Origin of the sequence: Subtercola boreus (assembly GCF_003399645.1) — a bacterium.
GTDB classification, from domain to species: domain Bacteria; phylum Actinomycetota; class Actinomycetes; order Actinomycetales; family Microbacteriaceae; genus Subtercola; species Subtercola boreus_A.
In genome coordinates, this window is record NZ_NBXD01000008.1 from 1 (window position 1) to 23744 (window position 23744).

Here is a 23744-nt window from a genome sequence, read left to right on the forward strand (position 1 = left end):
ACGAATCCGCCAACCGCACCAGGTACTCGACCTGCACCACCCCGGCCATCAACTCACCGGTGGCAAGCCCGGTGGGCGCGGCAGCCCCGGCACCCGATCCGGGGTCGAGTACGCCCAACCCGATGAGGGCATCCACGCACCCCACAATCGCCGACGCCGTGTCAGCAGCGGGTGGTGTGGCGGGTGGTTTCATGACTCAAGTCAAACACCAACCACTGACATTACCTCAGCAAAAACACCCTGAAACAGACCAGTTTCCGAAATACTTTCTGAGAGTTTTCAAGGCCATCGCACGCGGCCTCACCCTCATGAAGACGGTCGTCGAGGTGTGCGCCCACGAGAAGCATTCCGGGCGTACTTCGGTGCCGGCCCTCACCGCTGTGTTGGCGCTACCTTCCGACCTGCTCACCCACCACGAGCCGACCAGAGGTCTCGACCCGCTGCTTGAGGCGGTCTTCGATCAGGAGGTCGCACGGGTCATCGCGCTTGCGTCGGTGGCGGCATCCGTGATTCTCGATTGCCGGCACAAACTGACACAGGGCTGACGGCAGCCCGACCCCGGGTCAGAGACCGCGGGCGATGGATGCGGCAGCCGCCAGCCAGGCACGTCGGGTCGCCGGCTGCAACGCGCTGTGCAGGATGCGCCCGGCCTTCAGCGCGGGGTCGAAGGGCACGATGACCACGTCGCGCACGTAAGGCCTGAAGTCCTCGGCCATGCGCTCGGAGATGTTGCGCTCCTTCGGCTGCCATTCGGAGATGATGACGACGGCGTTCTTCGCGAGTTCTGCGGCCTTCTCGCTGCGGCTCTGCACAGCCTGCAGGGTGAGCAGAGCGGCCTGGGCGCGGTCCTCCATCGTCGTGGTGGGGACGACGAGCTGGTCGGTGTGGTCGATCATGCGCAACCAGTTCTCGGCGCGGTCGCTGTTGCCGGAGTCCATCAGGATCAATCGGTAGTACTTGGCGGCGATGCTGTGCACGATGTCGACCTCTTCGGCCGTCATCTCGTGCGTACCGCTGGGATCTTCGTCCGAGCGCAGAACGTCGAACTTATCGGCCTGCTGGTGGTGCACGAAGCGCGACATCTGGCCGAACTCGGCGCGGGCGTCGAGGAGGTCGTCGGCGTTCGCGAGCACATCGAGCACGGTCGACCCGTGGTCGCCCTGTTCGGTGCGCCAGCCGAGCGTGCCCATAGTCTCGTTGTTGTCCCAGGCGAGCACACCGCCGCCCCCGCTTCGGGCGAATGCCGCAGCGAGGTTGGCAACTGTGGGGGTCTTGTTGGCTCCACCCTTGCGGTTGATCACGCTGATGGTGCGGTGGGCCGGGAAGTGGCGGGAGATCTCTTCGATGTCGCCGCGCTGCGACTGTTCACCGCGCCCCGGCTTGAGCCGCAGGCCGAAGTGGTTCATGAACCCCTTGAACCCCTGCTCGGCGGGCTCGTCGAGTTTCGGAAGAGCCAGAAACGAGGGTGCGTCGAGCAGATCGCGACGTGAACCCGCCAGGGCGGCCGAGGACTCTGGGGCGGCTGTCGTCGAGCGAGGGGCCTTGACGGCTGACGAGGTGGGTGAGGGGGGAGTGGGCATGGAAGGCTCTGATCGTTGTGACGGCAGCGTTGCCACTGGGGGAACGGATGCACGGGAAGGGGTCGGTGCGAACGGCGTCGCGGTCGGCATGGGGGAGGGCAGGGGAACGGAGTAGAGCGAGGGCTCGAGACGGGCGGAGACGGGGGCGGTGGTGACGGGTTCGTCGTCGTCACCCTCGTCTGCCACGGCGAGGGGCTCGGCGGGAGGTTCTACGCTCTGGTCGTCGGGGAGCTCTGCGGCAGCGTCGTCCGGCTCGTCGTCCGGCGCGTCCTCGGCAAGAGGCTCTTCCTCGTCGACCACTGGCAGATCGACAACCACGAGCCGCTCGACCAGAGCCGGCCCTCCGACAGCGACGGGCGCATCCCCGGGAACAGGAGCGTCGTCGTCGACGGGCGCCTCATCGTCCGGCGGCCACGGTTGCCCCATTTCCTCGAAGGGAATGAAGCTCTCCTCCTCGATCGAACCGTCGACCCCGGCGAGCAGGATGCTCATGCCGGTCTCGGCCGTGACGGTCACCCGCACCGGCCGACCGATGCGCTCGGCCTCGGCCTGGATGAGGCCGACCAGCTCCTGCAGGGCCGACCCGGGAGAGTCTGCGGAGATGTGCTGCACCTCGTCGTCTACCCGCAGTACACCGGAGTTGTCGCCGCGGAGAGACGCCGTTATGCGTGGAAGGTCGAGCACCCGACTCTTGTCGATTGCCATATCTGCACCCCGCCTTTGATCCAATGAAACAAGACAACTCGTCTCATCTTAAATGAGGGTGAAGTTTTATCCCTATTCGTCGACGCCGGTGTACGAGCCGCTCGCCTCGTCGGGCCTGTCTTCGCGGTCGTCACCCTCCCTGTCGGTGTAGCTGCCCGTGCCCTCGGTCGCGGCCGAGGCAGGAGCAGCGGGCACGGTGCCGGGAAGAGAAGAGCCGGCTGCGCTGCCGTCGGTGTCCGCACCCTCTTCTTCCGGGTTGAAGTGCGAACCATCGGGAACGTGACCGACGGCCAGCCCGTCTTCTGAGTTCGGGATCGTGCCGTCTGTGCCGAGATTTGTGTCGCTCATGCCTTCACGGTAGGCCCGACGGTGAGCAGCGGGCAGGGGGTTGCGCTCCCGCCCCCGCTCTGGCAGGAGGCGGGAATGAAGAACCAGCGCGCCAGCCGGGCCATCCGGCCGCTCCGTCAGCGCTCCGGTATCAGAGCCAGTTTGCCGCCGGGGTGTTTCGAGCTCAGCAGTTCGAGCGCATCCCGCGCCTCACCGAGCGGGAACGTGCGCGCCACCGGAACCACGAGACGCCCGTCGGCGGCCAGCGCGATCAACCGTGCCCGCACCCCGTCGCGGAACGCGGCACTGCCCGCCATCGCACCCCCGATCGCCACGAACCCATCGGCCTTCGCCCGCCCCATCGCAGCGATGGTCACGATGCGCTGCCGATCATCCACCAGCGCCAGCGACGCGTCGACCGCCTCCTCGGTGCCCACGGTGTCGAGCGCAGCGGAGATGCCGTCGGGCGCGGCCTCGCGCACGCGCTGCTCGAGGCCCTCGCCGTAGGCGACCGGATGCCCGCCGAACCGCCTGACCACGTCGAAGCTCGAGGGCCCCGCGGTTCCGATCACGGTGGCGCCGAGCAGTGCTGCCTGCTGCAGCACGCTCACGCCGACGGCTCCGGATGCACCGTGCACCACGATCGTCTCACCCGCCTTCACGCCGGTCACCTCCAGCATTTCTGCTGCTGTCGCTCCGGCGAGCAGGAGGTTCGCCGCCTCAGCGAAGCCGAGACCGACCGGCTTCGCGAACACGTTCTTCGCAGCGACGGTGACCGCGGAGGCGTAGCCGCCCGAGATGCGGAATGCGAGCACTTCATCGCCCACCCGCCCGCCTCCCGAGGCGATCTCGGTGTCGGGCCCGATCGCCCGGATGACGCCGGCGCACTCGTAGCCGATGTCGATCGGCAGCTGTGAACGGTCGCTGCCCGAGGCGACGTGCTTGTAGTCGGCCGGGTTCATGCCCGCGGCCCGAACCTCGATGGTCACCTCGCCCCGTTGAGGCGGGGCGGGTTCGGTCTCGACCTCCTCGAACACGTCGAGTCCGCCGAAATCGTTCGCTATCCATTTCGTTGCCATACATTCCATTCAACACCCGGGGTAGCGTTGCCCACATGAGTGCAACAGATTCCGACCCCTTCCACGATTTCACCGTTCCGCAGGACGCCGACATGGTCTCTGCACCGACGCCGAACAGCGCCGACGATGAGGCCGAATCGACGACCGACGACGACCCCCTGGGCTCCGACGACTGATACTGGCGGCGTCCGCACCCGCGCTCCCGCCGGGCCCTGTCAAGGGCTGGCGATGTTGCGGTGGTATTCTTCGAACGAATTCGACCGGTGCCGACTCCCGCTCCGGTGAACGTTTGTCGAACGAGGTGACGGATGGCTGAGGTCGGCTACATCTGGGTTGGTCCACTCGAGCACAACGGCGACTACCAACGCGACCTGCTGCGGCAGCGCGGAGTCACCCGCTTCTATGAAGATGTCAGTGGCAATTCGGTCACCCCGACGCGGTCCGAGCTCACGGTGGCCCTCGACGAGATCGGTCGCGGCGACACACTCGTCACTTGGCGACTCGACCGCCTGGCCAGCACCCTGCCGCAGGTGCTCTCGCTGCTCGAACTGCTCGGAACCAAGGGCGTGGGTGTGCATTCGCTCACTGAGAAACTCGACACCTCCGGCCCCGACGGCGCCGCACTGCTGACGGTAATCCACGCGTTCACCGAGCTCGATCGAACTCTCACGCGTGAGCGAACCATGGTGGGCGTCTATGCGGCCCGAGCCCGTGGCCGAGTCGCCGGTCGGCCGCGGGCTCTCTCGTCGACGAACGTCGATCGTGTTCTTCTGCTGCGCGAGCAGGGCGCGTCGGTGCGGGAGATCGCCCAGCAGCTCGGTACCTCCCGCGCCACGGTCTATCGTGCCCTCGAGTCGCAGAACGACGACGTCTCGGAGTCCAGGGACGCTCCGGATGCCCGCACCTCCCTCACGCTCACCTTCACGACACCCGGTCTCCCTCCGGCGCCGAGCCTCCCGGGCACACTCGCCGACTAGCGGTGAAATGATCAGAACTGGTCATGGAACGGCTTCTCTTCGTATGATGGCCGGGTGCTTGCAGCGCAGCGACGCAATCTGATCCTGGAATTCCTGAGAGCCGACGGGGCCGTCTCCATCAGCTCCCTTGCAGGGCGCCTCGAGACCTCCGCGGTCACCATCCGACGCGACATCGTCTATCTCGATGCCATCGGGATGCTGACGCGCACCCACGGCGGTGCCGTCGCGGGGCCGGCTCCCCGTGAGTCGTCGTACGCCGAGAAGATCGGCCAGGCGATGGAGGAGAAGTATGCGATCGGACGACTTGCCGCCACTCTCGTGCACGACGGAGACGTGATCATCATCGGCCCGGGAACCACGACTGAGGCCTTCGCCGAGAGCCTGATCGACCGGACGGGTCTCACCGTCATCACGAACTCGCTCCTCGTCGCCGAGGCATTCGTTCCGGCGGCGGAGAACGAGGTGATCATGACGGGCGGTACCCTGCGGGCCTCCATCCGTGCTTTCGTGGGCGAGTCGACCAACCGCACCCTCCGCACCATCCACGCCGACAAGACCTTCGTCTCGGGTAACGGACTGGTCGCAGACTTCGGGCTGTCGACGCCGAACATGTCGGTCGCCGACTCCGACCGTGCCATGGCTGCGGCCGCCCACGAGGTCGTCGCGCTGGTCGACCACACCAAGTTTGGGGTGCGCACCGCTGTGCAGACCATCGCCACCGAGCAGATCACGCACCTCGTCACCGACTCGAAGACCCCCGCCGCCCAACTGGCGGCCTTCGCCGGCCACGGCATCGCACTGCATGTCGCACAACCCGGTGCTGGACTTTTGGACACGATTTAGCAACAATGCTTGAAGATCGCTTTCAGTTCTGAAAGAAATTGCTATGTTCTGATCATCTGGGGTCTGCATCATCCGCTCTCCAGACGATCTGCACCCACACCAACAAGGAAGTTGACCTCATGAAAATGAACCGTAAGGGGCGTGCTCTCTTCTCCGCAGCAGCGTGCGCAGCAGCCGTCGGCCTGGCGCTGACCGGCTGCACGAACACCGGTACCTCCACCGCCGCCGATACGACGTCGGCCACCGAGGCCGCCCAGACCGCCGCTCCCGTCTCCGGCCCCACCTGCTCGCTGGCCGACTACAAGGGCGAGAAGATCGACCTGACGCAGGCGACCGTCGGCTTCTCGCAGTCCGAGAAGGAAGACAACCCGTTCCGCATCGCCGAGACCCAGTCGATCACCGACGAAGCCGCGAAGATCGGCGTCAAGAAGTTCATCAAGACGAACGCCCAGTCGACGCTGTCGAAGCAGATTTCCGACATCAACGACCTCATCTCCCAGGGCGCCCAGATCCTGATCGTCGCGCCGCTGAACTCCGACGGGCTGGAGCCCGCGCTGAAGGCTGCGCGTGACAAGAACATCCCGGTCATCACCATCGACCGCAAGCTGAACGCCACGGCCTGCACCGACTACGTCTCGTTCCTCGGCTCGAACTTCGTCGAGCAGGGCAAGCGCGCGGCCGACCAGCTCATCGCGGGCACCGGTGGCACGGCCAAGGTCGCCGTTCTGCTCGGCTCCTCGGGCAACGGTGTGACCACCGACCGCACCTCCGGCTTCGTCGATGAGATCAAGGCCGCCGGCCCGAACATCACCGTCGTCGCCCAGCAGACCGGTGACTTCGCCCGCGACAAGGGCCAGTCGGTCACCGAGCAGCTGCTGCAGTCGAACCCCGACATCACCGCCATCTACGCCGAGAACGACGAAATGGGCCTGGGTGCCCAGGCCGCCATCATCGCGGCGGGCAAGGTGCCCGGCAAAGATATTCAGATCTACTCGATCGACGGCACCAAGAACGCCGTCGAGCAGATCGTCGCCGGTGCCTACAACGGTGTCATCGAGTCCAATCCCCGCTTCGGTCCACTGGCCTTCTCGACCATCCAGGACTTCATGAACGGAACGGCCGTCGGCCAGGACATCATCATCCAGGACAGCGAGTACGATCCCGCCAACGCCCAGGCGAAGGTCGGCTCGGCCTTCTGATCCGAGCGTGCCGGTGGCGGGCCTCCCCTCGCCACCGGCACACTCTTCGTGCTGTTTGACCCATTTCACTGACGAAAGGTCGATTCCCCATGACGGATGCCGGCACAGCCGTGCTCGAGGCCCGCGACGTGACCAAGCGGTTCGCGGGCGTCACCGCGCTCAGCGGCGTGAACTTCGTGCTCCGGCCCGGCGAGAGCATGGCCCTGATGGGCGAGAACGGCGCCGGCAAGTCGACGCTGATCAAGGTGCTCACCGGGGTCTACCAGCCCGACGAGGGTGACCTGCTGCTCGCGGGGTCGAAGGCGACCTTCGCAAGGCCGCTCGATGCGCAGAAAGCGGGCGTCAGCACGATCTACCAAGAGGTGAACCTGGTGCCGCTGATGTCGGTCGCCCAGAACATCTACCTCGGCCGGGAGCCCCGCGGGCGGCTCGGTCTCATCGACTTCCGCCGCATGTACGCCGAGGCGCGAGCCCTGCTCTCGGAGTACGGCATCCAGGTGGATGTGCGGCGGCCCCTCCGCACGCTGGCGCTCGGTGTGCAGCAGATGGTGGCACTCGCACGAGCCGTCAGCATCAACGCCAACGTCGTCATCATGGACGAACCGACCTCCTCGCTCGAGGCCCGGGAGGTCGAGACGCTGTTCCGGGTGATCGGCCTGCTGCGGGAACGCGGCATTGCGATCATCTACGTCTCACACCGGATGGACGAGATCTACCGCGTCTGCGAGACCGTCACCGTGCTGCGCGACGGGCACGTCGTGCACGTCGGCCGCCTCGACGACCTGCCGCGCGTCGAGCTGGTGTCGAAGATGCTCGGCCGTTCGGTCGAGAAGGTCGAGCGCGGCGGTGTCACGGCATTCCGGGCCGCGAACGAGAGCGACGCGCCACCGGTGCTCGTCGCCACCGACCTCAGCCGCAAGCACCAGATCGACGGCATCAGCATCTCGATCCGCCCGGGGGAGGTCGTCGGGCTCGGCGGATTGCTCGGCTCCGGTCGTTCCGAGACGCTCAAGGGGCTTTCGGGCGTGATGCAGCTCGACCGCGGCGGCGTGAAGATCGACGGAAAGAGTGTTCGGAGCGGTTCGGTGCCGGCGGCCATCCGGGCAGGAATCGTGATGCTGCCCGAGGACCGCAAGAGCGAGGGCATCGTGCCGAACCTCTCCGTGCGCGACAACATCGTGCTCGCGGCACTGCCGAAACTCTCGAAGGCCGGCTTCACCTCACGCCGCAAGCAGGATGCTGTGGTCGATGTCTTCATCAAAAGGCTCCACATCAAGGTATCGAGCCCCGACCAGATCGTCTCGGAGCTCTCGGGCGGCAACCAGCAGAAAGTGATGATCGCCCGCTGGCTGGCCATGACGCCGAAGGTGCTGCTGCTCGACGAACCCACCCGCGGCATCGACGTCGGAGCGAAGGCCGAGGTCCAGTCGCTCATCGACGAGCTCGCCCACGAAGGGCTGGCGATCGTGCTGGTGTCGAGCGAGGTCGAAGAGGTCGTCGAAGGCTCTGCGCGGGTGATCGTGCTGCGCGACGGATCGATCGAGACCGAGCTGCGCGGTGACCAGGTCGACGAGAACGCGCTGCTGGCAGCGCTGGCCGGCGGGAGTGCATCATGACGCAGGCCACTGTCTCTGTCTCGGTACCGAGCCGCGGTTCGGTACTCGCCGTCTTCCAGAAGTACGGGGTGTACTTCGCCATCGTGCTGCTGCTGGCCTACAACCTCGTCGCAACGCCCAACTTCTTTGCGATCGACAACTTCCGCACGCAGTTCGTGCAGGTCGTGCCGGTTCTCATCGTGGCGCTCGGCATGGCGCTCGTGATCGGAACCGAAGGCATCGACCTCTCGGTCGGCGCGGTGATGGCACTCGCCGCCGCCGTCATACCTCTCTATGTGGGGTACGGGCTGGTACCGACCCTGCTCATCGCCATCCTCGTGGGTGCGGTGATCGGTGCCCTGAACGGGTCGATGGTCGCCTTCATCGGGGTCCAGCCGATCGTGGCGACCCTGGCGGTGATGGTCGCCGGGCGGGGGCTCGCCCTGTTGATCGCGAACGAGCAGTTGAAGTCGGTGACGAACCCCCAGATCCTGGCGCTCGGGCGGGACTCGGTGCTCGGGGTGCCGTACAGCGTGCTGATCGCAGCCGTACTCGTCGGGGCCGTCGCCATCCTCGTCAATCGCACGACCTTCGGAAAACAGCTGATCGCGATCGGTGGCAGTCGGCGGGCCGCCGAGCTCGCGGGGTTGCCGGTCAAGCGCATCCTGCTGCTGGTCTACGTGCTGGCGGCTGCGCTCGCCGCCGTCGCGGGGGTGATCGGTACCGCCCGGCTGGGCGCATCCGTTCCCTCCACGCTCGGCAACCTCATCGAGCTGTCGGCCATCACGGCCGTCGTCGTCGGCGGAACCCCGCTGAGCGGCGGCCAGGTGAAGGTGCTCGGCACGCTCGCCGGAGCCCTGCTGCTGCAGTTCATCAGCGCCACACTCATCAAGCACAACGTTCCCGACGCGTACTCGCAGGTGGCGCAGGCGATCATCATCCTGGTCGCCGTCTACATCCAGCGCGGAAAGGCCCGAGTCAAATGACCACCACCTTCGAACCGGCGGCAGGCCCCGCCACCGACAGCCAGGTGGGCCGCGAACGCCTCGCCAGTCTTCTGCAGAGCTACGGTGCGGCGATCGTGCTCGTCATCCTGCTCATCGTGGGCAGCATCGCCTTTCCGACATTCGCGACGGGCAGCAACTTCTCGAACATCCTGACGCAGTCGTCATTCCTGCTGATCGTGGGTGCGGGTATGACGTTCGTGATCCTCACCGGCGGCATCGACCTCTCGGTGGGGTCGGTCTTCGCCCTCGGCGGGGTGCTCGCGGCCTACGGGTCGTCGTTCGGGCTGCTCGGGGCGCTCCTCTTCCCCCTTGTCGTCTGCGGTGCGATAGGCGCGCTTCAGGGCTTTCTCATCGCCCATGCGGGCATGGCGCCGTTCATCGTGACCCTCGCCGGGCTGCTGGGCGTGCGCGGTCTCGTGCTCGCCACGACCGACGGGGGTTCGGCGACGCCGCTGATCACCGACCCGGTGGTGGTGGCGCTCGGCCAGGGACAGGTGCTGGGCATCCACTGGCCGGTGCTCATCGCGATCGTCGTGATCGTGCTCGGATCGGTGCTGCTGGCGCGCACGCGCGGTGGTCAGTCGGTGTACGCCGTGGGAGGGTCGGAGAGTGCCTCGACGCTCATGGGTCTGCCCGTGGCGCGCGTGAAGTTCACGGTCTACGTGCTGTCGGGGCTCTGCGCGGGGCTCGCGGGGGCGCTCAACGCGGCGTACTCCTCGTCGGGCGTGCCGACCGTGGGCGTCGGGCTCGAACTGAACGCGATCTCGGCGGTGGTGATCGGCGGCACGCTGCTGGTCGGCGGTCGCGGAAACCTCGTGGGTACCGTGGCGGGCGTGCTGCTGCTCAGCGTCATCCAGAACCTCATCAACCAGGTCGGCTCGCTGTCTTCGTCGGTGCAGGCAGTGGTGTCGGGGGCGTTCCTGGCGATCGTGGTGATCATCCAGACGGTGCTGTCGCGCACGCAGCGCCTCTAGCACCCCAGCGCCAGGAGCACCCCGCGTAGAAGAGGATGTGCGGCGGGTAGCGTTCGTGGGGGTCTCAGCGGGCACCCCCCACCTCTTTTACGCGGGGTGGCCGGGCGAGAGGGTGGCCGGGGCGGGGCCGGGGGCTGGGCCGGGGTGCCGGTCAGAAGCCGCTGGCGGCGGCGATGACGCCGGAGTAGAGCAGCCCCGTGAGCACGCTGACAAGGCTCGCAGCTCCGAGAGCGGTGCCGGCGCCTGCGGCGGCCTTCGGCGCACCCTTCTTCAGCAGTGCCAGGACGCCCAGCGCGATCGTGGCCACCGCGATGACGATCGCGAGGATCGAGTGCGCCACCGCGAAGGTCGACAGCAGGTCGTACATTCCCTGCCCGACGGCGACCGCCTGCACGAGGGTGAAGAGCACGTTGAACAGGATGCCAACCGCACCCACCACGAGAGCGATCAACCCGAGCGGGTTGCGCCCGTGCCCTGCTGCAGCGCCCTCGGCCCCGTGCATCGCCTGCGTCATCGTATGGCTCCTCCGCTCGCGTTCATGCTCGCCATTCCAACTGCCGGGCCGCTCGCCATTCCGCTCGCGCTGGGCGGCGCGGGCGCCTCCAGCACGGAGGCGCCCGTCGGGTCGGCCGCTGCATCCCAGGGGGAGGGCATGCCGATCGGGTTCGGTTGCGGAAAGAGGGGAGCGCACGCCTTCGCCAGCGGGGCGAGCGCCGTCGCGACGGCCAGGAGGCGGGTGTCGCTGAGCCCGCTCCAGGGTGCCGACGCGAGGCGGTTCGTGAGCTGCTCGGCGCGATCGATCGCTTCCCGGCCGGCCGCGGTGATGTGCCCGTGGGAATCGAGCAGGCCGCGATCCACGAGATCGGACTGTTCGGCATCCCACTCGTCATCGCTCCACCCGCGCGACCGCTTCATCGACGACGAGTCGAGGTCGAGGCCGCTCCGCAGCACGATCGTCGTGAGGCCCGCGATCTGCTCGGTCACCAGCGCGAGAACGTGCCCGTCGCCGCGGTGTTCACGGAGGGTCGCGGCCGCCTGCCAGAGCGCACGATACGGATCGGCCTCCAGCGGCAGTGCGCGGTTCGCGGCAGCCAAGGGGCGCCCGATCGTGTCGACCTCGGCGGCGATCGGCGCCAGTGCGGCCACAGCCTGCACCGCGACACCCTCGTCGGGCACGAGGGTACGCAGAGTGGATGCCGCACCCACCGACCGGGCCACGAGAACCTGCGCGGGAGTGGCCGTCGCCCACACAGCCGGCAGCGCCCGCTCGACGAGCATCGGTGCGAACCCGCTGAAGATGGCCGTCACCGGAGCTCCCGTGACCGCCCCGAGAGGCGCCGCGCGGCCGGCGAAGTAGCCGTCCCAGTACCGGGTGAGCCCGATGTCGGCGAAGGCTGTGCGCGACTCGTCGGAGAAGTAGGTCACCGCATGAATGGGTTCGAAGAGCGTCCACAGCCCGCGAACCAGGTGATCTCTCGACGCCATCGGTGCCCTCCTCCTGCCGCCGTTCCACGCGGTCGGAGCCGCATCGGAACGAATGTCCGGCCCAGTCTATGATGGGGGCGTGAACGCCAATGGAGAGCCGTCGCCCCTTTCTTCCGTGGTCGTCGGTGAGGCGTTGGTCGACATCGTCCTCCAGGCCGCCGACGCCGACGCCGTCGTGCACCCCGGCGGCAGCCCGCTGAACGTCGCCTACGGGCTGGCCCGGCTGGGTGTCCCCACCACGTTCCGTGCGCAGGTCGGCGACGACGGGTACGGGCGGTCGATCATCCGGCACCTCGAATCGGCCGGCGTGACGTTCGAGCGGGCGAGCGTTCAGGATGCTCCCACCTCCACGGCCACCGCCCACGTCGACGCCCAGGGGCGCGCGGAGTACGAGTTCGACATCGCCTGGCACCTCGACCGGGCTGAGCTGCCGGCAGGGACCAGGATGCTGCACACCGGGTCGATCGCGGCGGTGCTGCAGCCCGGTGCCTCCGAGATTTGGCGGCTGTTCGCCGAGACCCGGGCCTCGGGCGGGGTGCTCCTGAGCTTCGACCCCAACGTTCGACCGAGCATCACCCCCGACGTTGCGGTGGTGCGCGCACAGGTCGAGGAGCTGGCGGCGCTGGCGCACGTCGTCAAGATGAGCGACGAAGACGCCGAGTGGCTCTACCCGGGGGTCGACCTCGAGACGGTTCTCGCGCAGTACCTCGGTGCCGGGAGCGTGCTCGTGGGGGTGACGCGAGGCGGCGAGGGGTGCCTTCTCGCGGCCGACGGCATCCGGGTGTCGCTGCCGGCCCGGCCGGTCGACGTGGTCGACACCATCGGTGCGGGCGATTCGTTCATGTCGGGCATGCTCTACGCGATCGCTTCGCTCGGGCTTGCCCCGGGCATCCTGGGCGGCGTCATCGCTGAAGACGAGGTGGTGGCGATCGCGCGCACGGCGCTCGAGAGTGCGCGCATCACGGTGTCGCGGGCGGGCGCGAATCCGCCCTCGCGAAACGAGCTGGAAGACGCCGCCGCAGCCTGAGCCACGTGCCTAGCTGAACGCAGAGATACCCGTGATGGACCGGCCGATGAGCAGCGCCTGGATGGTCTCGGTTCCCTCGTAGGTGTGCAGCGATTCGAGATCGGCGAGGTGCCTCGCCACCGAATGCTGCAGCAGGATGCCGTTGCCGCCGAGAAGGTCGCGTGCGTTCGCGGCGATCGTTCGGGCGGTTCGCGTGCTGGTGTACTTGGCGAGCGACGCCTGCACAGCCGTGAGCTCGCCCCGCGCATCCAGAGCGGCGCACTGGAAACAGAGCAACTGGATGGTCGCGAGCTCGCTGAGCATGCGGGCGAGACGCTCCTGCACGATCTGGGAGGCTGCGAGCGGGCGCCCGAACTGGATGCGCTGGGCCGCGTACTGCACGGCCGCCTCATAGCAGGCGGTGGCGTGGCCGAGCGCCGCCCAGGAGACCGAGAGGCGCGTCGACTGGATGGCGCGGGCAGTGTCGCCGAAGGACTTGGCTCCGGGCAGCAGGGCCGTGGCCGGCACCCGCACGTCGTTCAGAACGACATGGGTCTGCCAGATCGCGCGAAGCGAGGCTTTACCCTCGATGACGGTGGCGGTGTAGCCCGGGCTCGTCTGGTCGACGAGAAAGCCGCGCACGGCACCACCTTGCGTTCGCGCCCAGACGATCGTGACGCTGCCGACCGAACCGTTGCCGATCCACTTCTTCTCACCGTTCAGCAGGAAGTCGCCGCTGCTGCCGGGCGCCGGGGTGGCGGTGGTCTCGAGGGCGACCGAGTCCGAGCCGTGAGTGGGCTCGGTGAGCGCGAAGGCGGCGAGCTCGTCGCCGCGCGCGAGGGGCGCGAGCCAGCGCTCCTTCTGTTCGGGCGAGCCGAAGGCCGCGATCGATCGCAGCACGAGCCCGCCCTGCACGCCGATGAATGCGCCGAGCGAGCCGTCTCCGCGGTTGATCTCGAGGTTGACGAGCCCGGCGGCGAGGGGGCTCATCGGCGCGAACCCGTCGATGGCGGTCGCTTCCCGCAGCAGGTCGAGCTCGCCCAGGCGCTTCGCGAGGTGTACCGGAAACTCGGCGCGGTCCCAATAGCCGTCGATCACGGGCAGCACCTCGGCCTCGACGAACGTGCGCGCACGCTGGGCGTAGGCGAGATCGTCCGCCGTCGCCGCGGCGAACAACCCGAGCGGATCGGTGTCGAGCGCGCCCGTCAGTTCGTACTCGGGCTCGGTCGTGCCCACCGGCGCGGGGCGCGCGGTGCCTGCGGTGCGTGCGTTGCGTGCGTTGCGTTCGGTACGTGGGCTGCCTTCGGCCACAGGATGCTCGCCTTCTCCCTCGCGAACGACCGAGGCCCGGCGGGGGTGGCGTCGTCGCATCTCCCAGCCTAATCGCGCCCGATCTGCCGGAGCCTTTGGCGTGTCATCCCCTTGCGGCTTACAGTCGATTATTCGAACACGTGTTCGAATGTGAGTGAGCCGAGAAAAGGAGGCGGAGCGATGCAGGTCGACGAACTGGTGGCTGTGTGGCTGAGGGATGGTCGACCCCACCGTCTCGTCTGGGGTTCCCGGCGGTTTCGGGTGACCGACTCCCCGACGCGGCTCGGTTCAGACCTGCCCGACTCGTTCCTCGACGCGATGGCGTTCACGCACCCGCCCCGGCTCGCTGTCGGCTGGCGATTCCAGGCGACCTGTGACGACGGGGACGCCCGGGTCTTCGACATCCGCTGGGACGACCACCGCGGGGTGTGGCAGCTGCTTCGCACGTTCGAGTGACGCGGCTGTGCGGCCGGACTGCTGGACCTTCGCTGTGAGCGTCGACGCAGAACGCGATATAGCTTGACCCGGATCGTCTGGAGGCCCTACTGTGTGGAATCAACGCGATATATCGCGAGTCTCACAGAAGGAGAACGCCAGTGACACTGGAGAAATGGCTCGTCTCAGGGCCCAAGACGATCGACCTCGAGCTGGTGCGCTCCCTGAAGATCAGCCTCATCGGCGGCACGATCGACATCATCGGTCACGACGAGCCGGGTGCGCGCGTCGAGATCCACTCGGTGCAGGGCAAAGACCTGAAGGTCTCGATCGATGAAGACGTGCTCGAGATCGACCACCCGCAACTGCGCTGGGACAACTTCATCGACGTGTTCGCCTCGTTCCGAGGCACCGCGAAGGCCGACGTCAGCGTGCTCGTTCCGCGCAATGTCGCCCTGAAGTTCGGCGTCGTCTCGGCCGGTGCACTGATCTCCGGGCTGAACACCACCGAAGCCAGAATCAGCACGGTCTCGGGCGACATCGTCATCGACCAGCTCACCGGCACCCTCGAACTCAACACGGTCAACGGCGAGATCTCGGTGCGCGAGCACACGGGAGCCATCACCTCGCACAGCGTGTCGGGCGACGTCACGGTGAGCGGAACCGTTCCGCGCTTCACGGCCGACAGCGTTTCGTCGCACGTGTTCCTCGACCTTGTGGGCAACGTCGACGTGCTGAACAACAACACCGTCTCCGGCGACTTCACGGTTCGTCTCGACGACGGCTTCGGCGCGCGTTTCAACGTCAACACGGTCACGGGTGTGCTGAGCCTCGACGGATCGACCTTTCGTTCGATCCGCGGCCGGGGCAACAACTTCACGTCTGGGGCACTCGACGCCCACTTCGTCGAGGTGCACGCGAACTCTGTCTCGGGCGACATCACTTCGATGCGACGAGTGGTTGTGACCGCGTGAACCCCGTCTTCGGCCACGGGCACCTCCGCCTCTACCTGCTCAACCTGCTCGCCGAACAGCCGCGGCACGGTTACGAACTCATCCAGGCGCTGAGCGACCGCTTCGGTGGCACCTACAGCCCGAGCGCCGGCACCATCTACCCGCGCCTGGCAAAGCTCGAAGAAGAAGGGCTTGTCACAAAGGCGACGGACGGCCGCAAGACGGTCTACGAGATCACGGATGCCGGGCGGGCCGAGCTGAACTCCCGCCTGCCGGAGCTCTCCAGCATCGAAGACCGGGTCACCGACTCGGTGCGGATGCTCGCCGACGGCCTGCGCAAGGGTGTCGACGAAGCGATGCGGAGCCTCCGCGCCGACCTCGCCGCCGCCCGTCGCGACGCGACCGGGGAGGCCCCGCCCCGCCGCGACACGACAGGCGCCGCACCGGAGGCGCCCGGCGCCGCGCCTCACGCCGCACCCGACGCCGCGCCTGACGCTCCGCCCGAGCCGACGACCGACCAGCTCCGCCAGCAGAATGCCGAGTCGCTGCGACAGGTCGATGCCGCCGTGAACGGCTTTCGGGCATCCGTTCGCACCGAACTGCGAAAGCGTGCCGCCCGGGGAACCGTCTCGCCGGCGGCCGTCTCGACGCTGACCGCCGAACTGCAGCGCCTCGAGGCCGAGCTGAAGGCAGCGCTCCGCGACTGACGCGCCTCTCGCCTGGCCCGCTTCTCGCCTGACGCGCTCCGCGACTGATCCGCTCCGCGACCGGCCAGACGCGGCCGTGCCCCGCGGGAATCATTCCGGGGGCACGCGGTTAGAATGAGCGGATACATTCGCGCAGTTCGAAGGTGGGAAGCATGGCAGAGTCCAGGAGCTTGACGCTCGCTGAAAAGGTCTGGAACGACCACCTCGTCGTCGAAGGCACCGACGGTGCCCCCGACCTCCTTTACATCGACCTGCACCTCGTTCACGAGGTCACCAGCCCCCAGGCCTTCGACGGCCTGCGGCTGGCGGGGCGCCCCGTGCGCCGTCCCGATCTCACCATCGCGACAGAAGACCACAACACTCCCACGCGCGGCATCAACCTGCCGATCGCCGACCTCACCAGCCGCACGCAGATCGACACGCTCCGCAGCAATGCGCGGGAGTTCGGCATCCGCCTGCACTCGCTCGGCGACGTCGAGCAGGGCATCGTGCACGTGGTCGGCCCGCAGCTCGGCCTCACCATGCCCGGCATCACGGTCGTCTGCGGCGACTCGCACACCTCGACGCACGGTGCGTTCGGCGCCATGGCGTTCGGTATCGGCACCAGCGAGGTCGAGCACGTGCTCGCCACCCAGACCCTGCCGCTGAAGGCCTTCAAGACGATGGCCATCACGGTCGAGGGCACGCTCCGCCCGGGCGTCACGGCGAAAGACATCATCCTGGCCGTCATCGCCCAGATCGGAACGGGGGGCGGGCAGGGGTATGTGCTCGAATACCGGGGGTCGGCCATCCGGAGCCTCTCGATGGAGGGGCGCATGACGATCTGCAACATGTCGATCGAAGCGGGTGCCCGGGCTGGCATGGTTGCACCCGACCAGACCACGTTCGACTACCTCGAGGGCCGCCCGCACGCCCCCGCCGGCGACGACTGGACAGAAGCGGTCGCGTACTGGAAGACGCTGCAGACCGACGAGGGCGCCGTGTTCGACGCCGAGGTGTTCCTCGACGCCGACGCCCTCGAGCCCTTCGTGACCTGGGGCACGAACCCCGGCCAGGGCGTGTCGCTGAGCGAGAACGTTCCCGACCCGTCGGGCATCCTCGATGCCAACGACCGGGCCACCGCCGAGCGTGCGCTCGAGTACATGGCGCTCGAAGCCGGTACCCCGATGAAGCAGATCGCGGTCGATGCGGTCTTCATGGGCTCCTGCACCAACAGCCGCATCGAAGACCTGCGGGCCTTCGCCTCCGTCATCAAGGGCCAGAAGAAGGCGGATGGCGTACGGGTCATGGTGGTACCCGGTTCGGCGCGCGTGCGCATCGAGGCCGAGGCCGAGGGCATCGACAGGATCGTGACCGAATTCGGAGCGGAATGGCGCTTCGCCGGGTGTTCGATGTGCCTCGGCATGAACCCCGACCAGCTCGCTCCGGGGGAGCGGTGCGCCTCCACGTCGAACCGCAACTTCGAGGGCCGCCAGGGCAAAGGCGGGCGCACCCACCTCGTGTCGCCCCTCGTCGCGGCCGCGACGGCGATCCGGGGCACGCTCTCGAGCCCATGGGACCTCGTCGAGGCTCCCGAACTGGTTGCGACCTCACTCGCTGCGACCTCACTCGCTTCGACCTCACTCGCTTCGACCTCGAAGGCGGTCTAGACCATGGAAGCCGTCTCGGTCATCACCGGCATCGCCGCACCGCTCGCCCGGTCGAACGTCGACACCGACCAGATCATCCCGGCCGTCTTTCTCAAACGGGTCACGAAGACCGGGTTCGAGGATGCTCTCTTCCACGGATGGCGTCAAGACCCCGACTTCGTGCTGAACCAGCCCGAGTACGCGGGCGCCAAGGTGCTCGTCGCCGGCCCCGATTTCGGCACGGGTTCTTCACGGGAGCACGCCGTCTGGGCGCTCCGCGACTTCGGTTTCGAGGCCGTGCTGAGTTCCCGCTTCGGCGACATCTTCCGCGGCAACTCGGGCAAGCAGGGGCTGCTCGCGGCGCAGCTCACCGAGGGCGACATCGAGCGTCTCTGGGCCGCCATCGACGAGCAGCCCGGGCGCGAACTCAGCGTCGACCTGACTACCAAGACCGTGTCGGTCGGCAGCCTCACCGTGCCTTTCGACATCGATGACTACACTCGATGGAGGCTGCTCGAAGGTCTCGACGACATCGGGCTCACTCTGCGAAGCGAAGCGGAGATCACCGAATTTGAAAGCCGCCGGCACTCCTGGCGCCCGAAGACCCTCCCAGTGAAGTAGGCAGTACACCCCATATGAACACTCTTCTCCAGGACGCGCAGCTCGTTCTCGATGCCCAGAAGGCGGCGGCTCACGTGGGTCTTCTCTCCGACACGATCATCGTCAACGGCGGTCGCCCGCTGCGCGGGCGCATCGACGTTCGTGGAGCCAAGAACCTCGTCACGAAGGCCATGGTCGCCTCGCTTCTCGGGGACACGAAGAGCGTTCTGCGAGACGTGCCCGACATCAGCGACGTGCACGTGGTGTCGCGCCTCCTCGAGATCCACGGCGTCGATATCTCGGGCAGCCCCGAGTCGGGCACGCTCGTGCTCGACCCGGCCAACGTCGCGATCGCGCAGAGCGCCGAGATCGACGCTCTCTCGGGGTCGTCTCGCATCCCGATCCTCTTTTGCGGCCCCCTGCTGCACCGCCTCGGCCACGCGTTCATCCCCGACCTCGGCGGCTGCCGCATCGGAGATCGCCCCATCGACTTCCACCTCGATGCCCTGCGCGCCTTCGGCGCCGTCGTCGAGAAGCTGCCGAGCGGAATCAACATCACCGCGCCCAACGGCTTGAAGGGCGCGAACATCGAATTGCCCTACCCGAGCGTCGGCGCCACCGAGCAGGTTCTGCTGACCGGTGTGCGTGCCAGGGGTACCACTGAGCTGAAGAACGCCGCGATCGAGCCCGAGATCATGGACCTCATCGCTGTGCTCCAGAAGATGGGCGCGATCATCTCGATCGAGCCGAACCGCGTCATCCTCATCGAGGGCGTCGACAGGCTCAAGGGCTACGACCACCGCGCCCTCTTCGACCGCAACGAGGCCGCGAGCTGGGCATCCGCTGCCCTCGCGACCAAGGGCGACATCTTCTGCGTCGGTGCAAAGCAGCAGGAGATGATGACCTTCCTCAACGTCTTCCGCAAGATCGGCGGCGATTTCGACATCGAAGAAGACGGCATCCGGTTCTTCCATCCGGGCGGCGACCTCAAGCCCGTCGTCATCGAGACGGATGTGCACCCCGGCTTCATGACCGACTGGCAGCAGCCGCTCATCGTCGCCCTCACGCAGGCGATCGGCACGTCGATCGTGCACGAGACCGTCTATGAGAACCGCTTCGGATTCACCGACGCGCTCGTCGAGATGGGCGCCGACATCGAGGTGCACAAGAACGGCCTCGAGGGCGGCAACCGTCGCGTTCCCCGCCGTGCGCTCGAGCAGGCCGCCGTCATCACCGGTCCGACCAAGCTGCACGGGGCCGACATCGAGGTTCCCGACCTGCGCGGCGGCTTCAGCCACCTCATCGCCGCGCTCACCGCCCAGGGCACCTCGCGGGTGTCGAACGTCGGTCTGATCAGCCGCGGTTACGGCGACTTCACGGGCAAGCTCAAGAAGCTGGGAGCCGACTTCTCCTTCGAGGCGTAGGCATGGCACGGGGCGGGGAACGAGGTGCCGGCGCGGCCGGCGTCGAGCGGGCGAGGCGTTCGGAGCGAAACCTCACCTTTCGCCTCCTGGCCTACCCGGTCATCCCGCTCGTCGCCGCCCTCGTGAAGCTCGAGGTTCAGGATGCCCAGAAGCTCCCGCGCACAGGCGCCTTCGTGCTGACTCCGAATCACTACAGCAACTTCGATCCGGTCGTCGTGGGTTGGTCGGTGTGGAAGCTGAAGCGCGTACCCCGCTTCCTCGCCAAGGCGTCGCTGTTCGGCGTTCCGGTGCTGGGGGCGGCGCTCCGGGCGATCAAACAGGTGCCGGTCGAGCGTTCGGGTCGTACACACGGCAGCAATCCGCTGGCCGCGGCGCACGATCTCACGGTGTCGGGTGAGGGCGTCATCGTCTACCCCGAGGGCACACTCACCCGGGACCCCGAGCTCTGGCCGATGCGGGGCAAGTCGGGCGCGGTGCGCATCGCGCTCGAGAACGATCTGCCGGTCATCCCGCTCGCCCACTGGGGCACCCAGGCCGTGCTGCCGCGCTGGAGCAAGAAGATCAGTCTCTTCCCGCGCAAGACCGTGCACCTGAAGTACGGCGACGAGGTCGACCTCTCGCGCTTCCGTGGGCAGCCGCTCACGCAGGTGACACTCGCCGAGGCGACAACCGTCGTGATGGATGCCATCACCCACCTGCTCGAAGACCTGCGGGGCGAGACGGCGCCGGCCGAGCGCTGGAACCCGCGGGATCATGCTCAATCGGAGTACGGCACGCTGTGAGCCCACTCTTCGGGCGTCGAACGACGCCTCTCACGCTGGCTCCGGCCCGGCAGGTCAGCATCCTCGGAGCGGGCAGCTGGGGAACCACGTTCGCCAAGATCCTCGCCGACGGCGGCTCCGACGTGACGCTCTGGGCCCGCCGGCCCGAGCTGGCGCGCGAGATCAGCCTGGCGAAGCGCAACAGCGACTACCTCCCGGGCGTGAACCTTCCGCCGAGCATCCGGGCGACCGCCGACCTCGCCGAGGCCGTCGGGGCGTCGTCGTTCGTGTTCGTCTCGATTCCGAGCCAGTCGCTGCGCTCCAACCTCGCTGCGCTGGCGCCGTTGATCGGCCCCGAGACCGTGGTCATCAGTCTCATGAAGGGGGTCGAGAAGGGCACGGGCCTCCGCATGAGCGAGGTGCTGGAGCAGGGGCTGGGGGTCGACCGCGACCGGCTCGCCGTGGCATCCGGACCCAATCTCGCCCTCGAGATCGCCCGCGAGCAGCCGACGGCCGCCGTCATCTCGTCTGCCAGCCTGTCGACCGCCGAGGCCGTCGCGATGGTGGCGACCAACCGCTACTTCCGCTCGTTCGTCAACACCGACGTGATCGGCACCGAGTTCGGCGGCGTGCTCAAGAACCTGATCGCGGTGGCGATCGGCATCGTCGACGGCGTGGGGTACGGCGAGAACACGAAGGCGTCCATCCTGACCCGCGGGCTCGCGGAGATGACCGACTTCGCCGTCGCCTACGGGGCCCGACCGGAGACGATGTCGGGGCTGGCCGGCCTCGGAGACCTCATCGCCACCTCGAGCTCACCGCTGTCGCGCAACAACACCGCCGGGCGGCTGCTCGGCCAGGGCTACAGCTTCACCGACGTGGTCGCCCGCATGCAGCAGACCGCGGAGGGGCTCGCGTCGGTCGCGCCGATCCTCACGCTCGCCCGAGCCCGTAGCGTCGACATGCCCATCGTGCAACAGGTCAGCCAAGTGCTTGCCGGTACGCTGAACCCCCGGGACATCGCTCCCCATCTCACAACCGACTCACTCGAACCCCAGGGCGAAAGGCCGACAGATGGCAGAAAAAACCGTGGTGGCGCTTCTCTTCGGCGGCCGTTCCAGCGAGCATTCGATCAGTTGCGCGACGGCGGGCGGGGTACTGGCGGCCATTGACCGCTCGCTCTACGAGGTCATTCCGATCGGCATCACCCCCGATGGCGCGTTCGTGCTCGAAGCCGACGACCCCGCCCGCTTCGCGCTCGACGCCTCGGCCATGCCGTCGGTCGCCGACAACGGCACGCGGGTGCGCTGGCCGTCGTCGTCGACGTCGCGCGAGCTGACGGTCCAGGATGCTGACGGATCCGTTCGCTCGCTGGGCGACGTCGACGTGGTGTTCCCGATTCTGCACGGGCCGTGGGGCGAAGACGGAACCGTGCAGGGCCTGCTCGAACTCGTCGGGCTGCCCTACGTCGGATCGGGCGTTCTCGCCTCAGCCCTGGGGATGGACAAGCACTTCACTAAGACCGTGCTCGCGGCAGCGGGAATAGCGGTCGCGCCCTGGCAGACAGTGACGGCGCTGTCATGGGCGACATCGCCCGCTGAGGTTCAGGATGCCGCGGCAGCTGCCCTCGCCCTGCCGGTGTTCGTCAAACCCGCGCGGGCCGGCTCGTCGGTGGGTGTGAGCAAGGTCAAGGACTGGTCCACGTTTGCGGCGGCGATGGAGGTCGCGTTCGCCGAAGACGACAAGGTGCTCGTCGAGGAGGGGATCGAGGGCCGCGAGGTGGAGTGCGGGGTGCTGGGTTCCCTCGGCGAAGCGGAGCCCCGGGCATCCGTTGCCGGCGAGGTCGTGATGACCGGCCGCGAGTTCTACGACTTCGACGCCAAGTACCTCGGGGCGTCGGGGATCGAGCTGGTGTGCCCGGCCGCACTGACTGACGCCGAACTGGCCGAGATGCAGCAGCAGGCCGTGCTCGCCTTCACGGCGCTCGGCTGCGCGGGTCTCGCCCGGGTCGACTTCTTTCTGACACCCACCGGTTTCGTCGTGAACGAGGTGAACACGATGCCCGGCTTCACCCCGATCAGCATGTTCCCCGCCTGCTGGATCGCCACCGGCGTCACCTATCCCGCCCTCATCACCCATCTTCTCGCCCTGGCCCTCGAATAACCGAACGAGGGGTCGAAATCTCTCCTAAAACCGTTGGTTTTGGAGAGATTTCGACCTCTCGATTGGCCGGGGGCGTGGGCCGGGGCCGGGGCCGGTGGGGGCGTGGGCCGGGGTTAGGCGGGGATGTAGTTGAACTCATCGGGGTTGGGGCCGGTGCGCTCGTCGCGGTTGAGGGCGGTGAGGGCATGCACGTCGGCATCGGTGAGTTCGAAGTCGAAGAGGGCGAAGTTCTCCTCGACACGGGCGCGGGTCACCGACTTCGGAAAGACGATGTCGCCACGCTGGATGTGCCAGCGCAGCGTGACCTGGGCGGGCGACTTACCGAGACGGTCGGCGATCTCCACGATCGCTTTGTCGTCGAGCACCTTGCCCTGGGCGATCGGCGACCAGGCCTCGGTCTCGATACCGTTCTTCACGCCGAACTCGCGCAGAGCATCCTGCGTCAGGTAGGGGTGCACCTCGATCTGGTTCACGACGGGCACGACGTCGGCCTCGTCGAGGAGACGCTGCAGGTGGTGCTGCTGGAAGTTCGAGACGCCGATCGACTTGACGCGGCCCGAGGCGAGCATCTCCTCCATCGCCTTCCAGGTCTCGAGGTAGTCGCCCACGGCCGGCAGCGGCCAGTGGATCAGGAAGAGGTCGACGTAGTCGAAGCCGAGCGCTTCGAGGGTTCCGTCGAAGGCCTTCAGCGCAGCATCGCGGGCATGGAAGCCGTTGTTGAGCTTGCTCGTCACGAACACGTCTTCGCGGGCGAGGCCCGAGGCGGCGACGGCCTGGCCGACCTCCTTCTCGTTGCCGTACATCTCGGCAGTGTCGATGTGGCGGTAGCCCACCTCGAGGGCGGCCAGCGTCGCCTCCTTCGTCTCGGCGGGATCGATCTGGTAGGTGCCGAATCCGAGCTGGGGAATCTCGACGCCATTGTTCAGGGTCACGGTAGGAACTGTCATGCCTCAACGCTACGCTCGTCAGCCGGTGACGTGCCAAT

26 protein-coding genes are annotated in these 23744 nt (G+C 67.5%); 18 read left to right on the forward strand and 8 right to left on the reverse strand.

The window, feature by feature from the left end:
* On the reverse strand, window positions 1-193 hold a 193-nt coding region (locus B7R24_RS17260), incomplete at its 3' end, for a hypothetical protein (protein ID WP_147303958.1).
* Here B7R24_RS17260 and B7R24_RS04265 point away from each other — a divergent pair.
* Complete coding sequence (locus B7R24_RS04265) at window positions 192-545, forward strand: hypothetical protein (RefSeq protein WP_147303959.1); 354 nt, start codon at window positions 192-194, stop codon at window positions 543-545. The two genes, B7R24_RS17260 and B7R24_RS04265, sit on opposite strands and share 2 nt — an antisense overlap.
* 18 nt (window positions 546-563) lie before the next feature.
* Here B7R24_RS04265 and B7R24_RS04270 read toward each other — a convergent pair whose 3' ends face one another.
* The 3 genes from B7R24_RS04270 to B7R24_RS04280 all read right to left on the reverse strand — a co-directional run bounded on the left by B7R24_RS04270 (window position 564) and on the right by B7R24_RS04280 (window position 3691).
* The gene (locus B7R24_RS04270) at window positions 564-2285 is read right to left on the reverse strand and encodes a chromosome partitioning protein ParA (RefSeq protein WP_116417759.1); all 1722 of its coding nucleotides are present in this window, start codon (window positions 2283-2285) and stop codon (window positions 564-566) included.
* Between the two features lie 72 nt (window positions 2286-2357).
* A complete protein-coding gene (locus B7R24_RS04275; protein WP_116417760.1) occupies window positions 2358-2633 on the reverse strand; it encodes a hypothetical protein in 276 nt (91 codons plus the stop codon).
* Window positions 2634-2749: 116 nt separating this feature from the next.
* Window positions 2750-3691: a quinone oxidoreductase family protein gene (locus tag B7R24_RS04280; protein WP_116417761.1), complete on the reverse strand. Its 942-nt coding sequence runs from the start codon at window positions 3689-3691 to the stop codon at window positions 2750-2752.
* Between the two features lie 35 nt (window positions 3692-3726).
* On the opposite strand from B7R24_RS04280, the gene B7R24_RS17525 reads away from it, so the two are divergent.
* From B7R24_RS17525 to B7R24_RS04310, 7 genes are all read left to right on the forward strand, one after another.
* The gene (locus tag B7R24_RS17525) at window positions 3727-3867 is read left to right on the forward strand and encodes a hypothetical protein (protein WP_172582701.1); all 141 of its coding nucleotides are present in this window, start codon (window positions 3727-3729) and stop codon (window positions 3865-3867) included.
* Window positions 3868-3999: 132 nt separating this feature from the next.
* A complete protein-coding gene (locus tag B7R24_RS04285; RefSeq protein WP_116417762.1) occupies window positions 4000-4668 on the forward strand; it encodes a recombinase family protein in 669 nt (222 codons plus the stop codon).
* Between the two features lie 54 nt (window positions 4669-4722).
* A complete protein-coding gene (locus tag B7R24_RS04290) occupies window positions 4723-5511 on the forward strand; it encodes a DeoR/GlpR family DNA-binding transcription regulator (RefSeq protein ID WP_116417763.1) in 789 nt (262 codons plus the stop codon).
* A gap of 119 nt (window positions 5512-5630) precedes the next feature.
* A complete protein-coding gene (locus B7R24_RS04295) occupies window positions 5631-6710 on the forward strand; it encodes an ABC transporter substrate-binding protein (protein ID WP_116417764.1) in 1080 nt (359 codons plus the stop codon).
* Between the two features lie 89 nt (window positions 6711-6799).
* Complete coding sequence (locus B7R24_RS04300) at window positions 6800-8326, forward strand: sugar ABC transporter ATP-binding protein (RefSeq protein ID WP_116417765.1); 1527 nt, start codon at window positions 6800-6802, stop codon at window positions 8324-8326.
* A complete protein-coding gene (locus tag B7R24_RS04305; protein WP_116417766.1) occupies window positions 8323-9291 on the forward strand; it encodes an ABC transporter permease in 969 nt (322 codons plus the stop codon). The genes B7R24_RS04300 and B7R24_RS04305 overlap by 4 nt, the downstream gene beginning before the upstream one ends.
* Window positions 9288-10286 carry an ABC transporter permease gene (locus B7R24_RS04310; RefSeq protein WP_116417767.1) on the forward strand — a complete coding sequence of 333 codons (999 nt, stop codon included), beginning with the start codon at window positions 9288-9290 and terminating at the stop codon, window positions 10284-10286. Before B7R24_RS04305 ends, B7R24_RS04310 begins: the two co-directional genes overlap by 4 nt.
* 151 nt (window positions 10287-10437) lie before the next feature.
* Here B7R24_RS04310 and B7R24_RS04315 read toward each other — a convergent pair whose 3' ends face one another.
* On the reverse strand, window positions 10438-10800 hold the full coding sequence (locus B7R24_RS04315) for a hypothetical protein (RefSeq protein ID WP_116417768.1): 363 nt from the start codon (window positions 10798-10800) through the stop codon (window positions 10438-10440).
* Entirely contained in the window at window positions 10797-11771 is a 975-nt protein-coding gene (locus tag B7R24_RS04320; RefSeq protein WP_216363610.1) for an SCO6745 family protein, read from the reverse strand. Before B7R24_RS04320 ends, B7R24_RS04315 begins: the two co-directional genes overlap by 4 nt.
* A 79-nt stretch (window positions 11772-11850) precedes the next feature.
* On the opposite strand from B7R24_RS04320, the gene B7R24_RS04325 reads away from it, so the two are divergent.
* The gene (locus B7R24_RS04325; RefSeq protein WP_253259270.1) at window positions 11851-12798 is read left to right on the forward strand and encodes a carbohydrate kinase family protein; all 948 of its coding nucleotides are present in this window, start codon (window positions 11851-11853) and stop codon (window positions 12796-12798) included.
* Window positions 12799-12807: 9 nt separating this feature from the next.
* Here the strand turns inward: B7R24_RS04325 and B7R24_RS04330 are convergent, their stop codons facing one another.
* The gene (locus B7R24_RS04330) at window positions 12808-14148 is read right to left on the reverse strand and encodes an acyl-CoA dehydrogenase family protein (protein ID WP_116417770.1); all 1341 of its coding nucleotides are present in this window, start codon (window positions 14146-14148) and stop codon (window positions 12808-12810) included.
* Window positions 14149-14268: 120 nt separating this feature from the next.
* Between B7R24_RS04330 and B7R24_RS04335 the strand changes: the two genes are divergently transcribed.
* The 9 genes from B7R24_RS04335 (at window position 14269) to B7R24_RS04375 (ending at window position 22759) form a co-directional block, all read left to right on the forward strand.
* Window positions 14269-14544, forward strand: a complete 276-nt coding sequence (locus B7R24_RS04335) for a hypothetical protein (protein ID WP_116417771.1) — start codon at window positions 14269-14271, stop codon at window positions 14542-14544.
* 140 nt (window positions 14545-14684) lie between these two features.
* A complete protein-coding gene (locus tag B7R24_RS04340) occupies window positions 14685-15497 on the forward strand; it encodes a DUF4097 family beta strand repeat-containing protein (RefSeq protein ID WP_116417772.1) in 813 nt (270 codons plus the stop codon).
* The gene (locus B7R24_RS04345) at window positions 15494-16183 is read left to right on the forward strand and encodes a PadR family transcriptional regulator (protein ID WP_116417773.1); all 690 of its coding nucleotides are present in this window, start codon (window positions 15494-15496) and stop codon (window positions 16181-16183) included. Before B7R24_RS04340 ends, B7R24_RS04345 begins: the two co-directional genes overlap by 4 nt.
* A gap of 152 nt (window positions 16184-16335) precedes the next feature.
* Window positions 16336-17832 (forward strand): 3-isopropylmalate dehydratase large subunit, encoded by a 1497-nt coding sequence (gene leuC, locus B7R24_RS04350; protein ID WP_116417774.1) that lies wholly within the window; start codon window positions 16336-16338, stop codon window positions 17830-17832.
* Between the two features lie 3 nt (window positions 17833-17835).
* Window positions 17836-18432 carry a 3-isopropylmalate dehydratase small subunit gene (leuD, locus tag B7R24_RS04355; protein WP_116417775.1) on the forward strand — a complete coding sequence of 199 codons (597 nt, stop codon included), beginning with the start codon at window positions 17836-17838 and terminating at the stop codon, window positions 18430-18432.
* 14 nt (window positions 18433-18446) lie between these two features.
* On the forward strand, window positions 18447-19835 hold the full coding sequence (gene murA / locus B7R24_RS04360) for a UDP-N-acetylglucosamine 1-carboxyvinyltransferase (protein WP_116417776.1): 1389 nt from the start codon (window positions 18447-18449) through the stop codon (window positions 19833-19835).
* Between the two features lie 2 nt (window positions 19836-19837).
* A complete protein-coding gene (locus B7R24_RS04365) occupies window positions 19838-20617 on the forward strand; it encodes a lysophospholipid acyltransferase family protein (protein WP_116417777.1) in 780 nt (259 codons plus the stop codon).
* A gap of 59 nt (window positions 20618-20676) precedes the next feature.
* Window positions 20677-21768 carry an NAD(P)H-dependent glycerol-3-phosphate dehydrogenase gene (locus B7R24_RS04370; RefSeq protein WP_116417814.1) on the forward strand — a complete coding sequence of 364 codons (1092 nt, stop codon included), beginning with the start codon at window positions 20677-20679 and terminating at the stop codon, window positions 21766-21768.
* Window positions 21671-22759, forward strand: coding sequence for a D-alanine--D-alanine ligase family protein (locus B7R24_RS04375; protein WP_116417778.1), 1089 nt, complete (start codon window positions 21671-21673; stop codon window positions 22757-22759). The genes B7R24_RS04370 and B7R24_RS04375 overlap by 98 nt, the downstream gene beginning before the upstream one ends.
* Window positions 22760-22872: 113 nt before the next feature.
* Here B7R24_RS04375 and B7R24_RS04380 read toward each other — a convergent pair whose 3' ends face one another.
* Window positions 22873-23706, reverse strand: a complete 834-nt coding sequence (locus B7R24_RS04380; RefSeq protein WP_116417779.1) for an aldo/keto reductase — start codon at window positions 23704-23706, stop codon at window positions 22873-22875.
* Window positions 23707-23744 lie beyond the last annotated feature (38 nt).

What these genes read in the sequence shown, in the direction of transcription:
- B7R24_RS04380 (WP_116417779.1), bottom strand. Translation starts at nt 23,706, where the DNA reads ATGACAGTTCCTACCGTGACCCTGAACAATGGCGTCGAGATTCCCCAG.
- B7R24_RS04365 (WP_116417777.1), top strand. Translation starts at nt 19,838, where the DNA reads ATGGCACGGGGCGGGGAACGAGGTGCCGGCGCGGCCGGCGTCGAGCGG.
- B7R24_RS04265 (WP_147303959.1), top strand. Translation starts at nt 192, where the DNA reads ATGACTCAAGTCAAACACCAACCACTGACATTACCTCAGCAAAAACAC.
- B7R24_RS04310 (WP_116417767.1), top strand. Translation starts at nt 9,288, where the DNA reads ATGACCACCACCTTCGAACCGGCGGCAGGCCCCGCCACCGACAGCCAG.
- murA (WP_116417776.1), top strand. Translation starts at nt 18,447, where the DNA reads ATGAACACTCTTCTCCAGGACGCGCAGCTCGTTCTCGATGCCCAGAAG.
- B7R24_RS04330 (WP_116417770.1), bottom strand. Translation starts at nt 14,148, where the DNA reads ATGCGACGACGCCACCCCCGCCGGGCCTCGGTCGTTCGCGAGGGAGAA.
- B7R24_RS04320 (WP_216363610.1), bottom strand. Translation starts at nt 11,771, where the DNA reads ATGGCGTCGAGAGATCACCTGGTTCGCGGGCTGTGGACGCTCTTCGAA.
- B7R24_RS04280 (WP_116417761.1), bottom strand. Translation starts at nt 3,691, where the DNA reads ATGGCAACGAAATGGATAGCGAACGATTTCGGCGGACTCGACGTGTTC.
- B7R24_RS04270 (WP_116417759.1), bottom strand. Translation starts at nt 2,285, where the DNA reads ATGGCAATCGACAAGAGTCGGGTGCTCGACCTTCCACGCATAACGGCG.
- leuC (WP_116417774.1), top strand. Translation starts at nt 16,336, where the DNA reads ATGGCAGAGTCCAGGAGCTTGACGCTCGCTGAAAAGGTCTGGAACGAC.
- B7R24_RS04335 (WP_116417771.1), top strand. Translation starts at nt 14,269, where the DNA reads ATGCAGGTCGACGAACTGGTGGCTGTGTGGCTGAGGGATGGTCGACCC.
- leuD (WP_116417775.1), top strand. Translation starts at nt 17,836, where the DNA reads ATGGAAGCCGTCTCGGTCATCACCGGCATCGCCGCACCGCTCGCCCGG.
- B7R24_RS04285 (WP_116417762.1), top strand. Translation starts at nt 4,000, where the DNA reads ATGGCTGAGGTCGGCTACATCTGGGTTGGTCCACTCGAGCACAACGGC.
- B7R24_RS04300 (WP_116417765.1), top strand. Translation starts at nt 6,800, where the DNA reads ATGACGGATGCCGGCACAGCCGTGCTCGAGGCCCGCGACGTGACCAAG.
- B7R24_RS04275 (WP_116417760.1), bottom strand. Translation starts at nt 2,633, where the DNA reads ATGAGCGACACAAATCTCGGCACAGACGGCACGATCCCGAACTCAGAA.
- B7R24_RS04305 (WP_116417766.1), top strand. Translation starts at nt 8,323, where the DNA reads ATGACGCAGGCCACTGTCTCTGTCTCGGTACCGAGCCGCGGTTCGGTA.
- B7R24_RS04315 (WP_116417768.1), bottom strand. Translation starts at nt 10,800, where the DNA reads ATGACGCAGGCGATGCACGGGGCCGAGGGCGCTGCAGCAGGGCACGGG.
- B7R24_RS04295 (WP_116417764.1), top strand. Translation starts at nt 5,631, where the DNA reads ATGAAAATGAACCGTAAGGGGCGTGCTCTCTTCTCCGCAGCAGCGTGC.
- B7R24_RS17525 (WP_172582701.1), top strand. Translation starts at nt 3,727, where the DNA reads ATGAGTGCAACAGATTCCGACCCCTTCCACGATTTCACCGTTCCGCAG.
- B7R24_RS04375 (WP_116417778.1), top strand. Translation starts at nt 21,671, where the DNA reads ATGGCAGAAAAAACCGTGGTGGCGCTTCTCTTCGGCGGCCGTTCCAGC.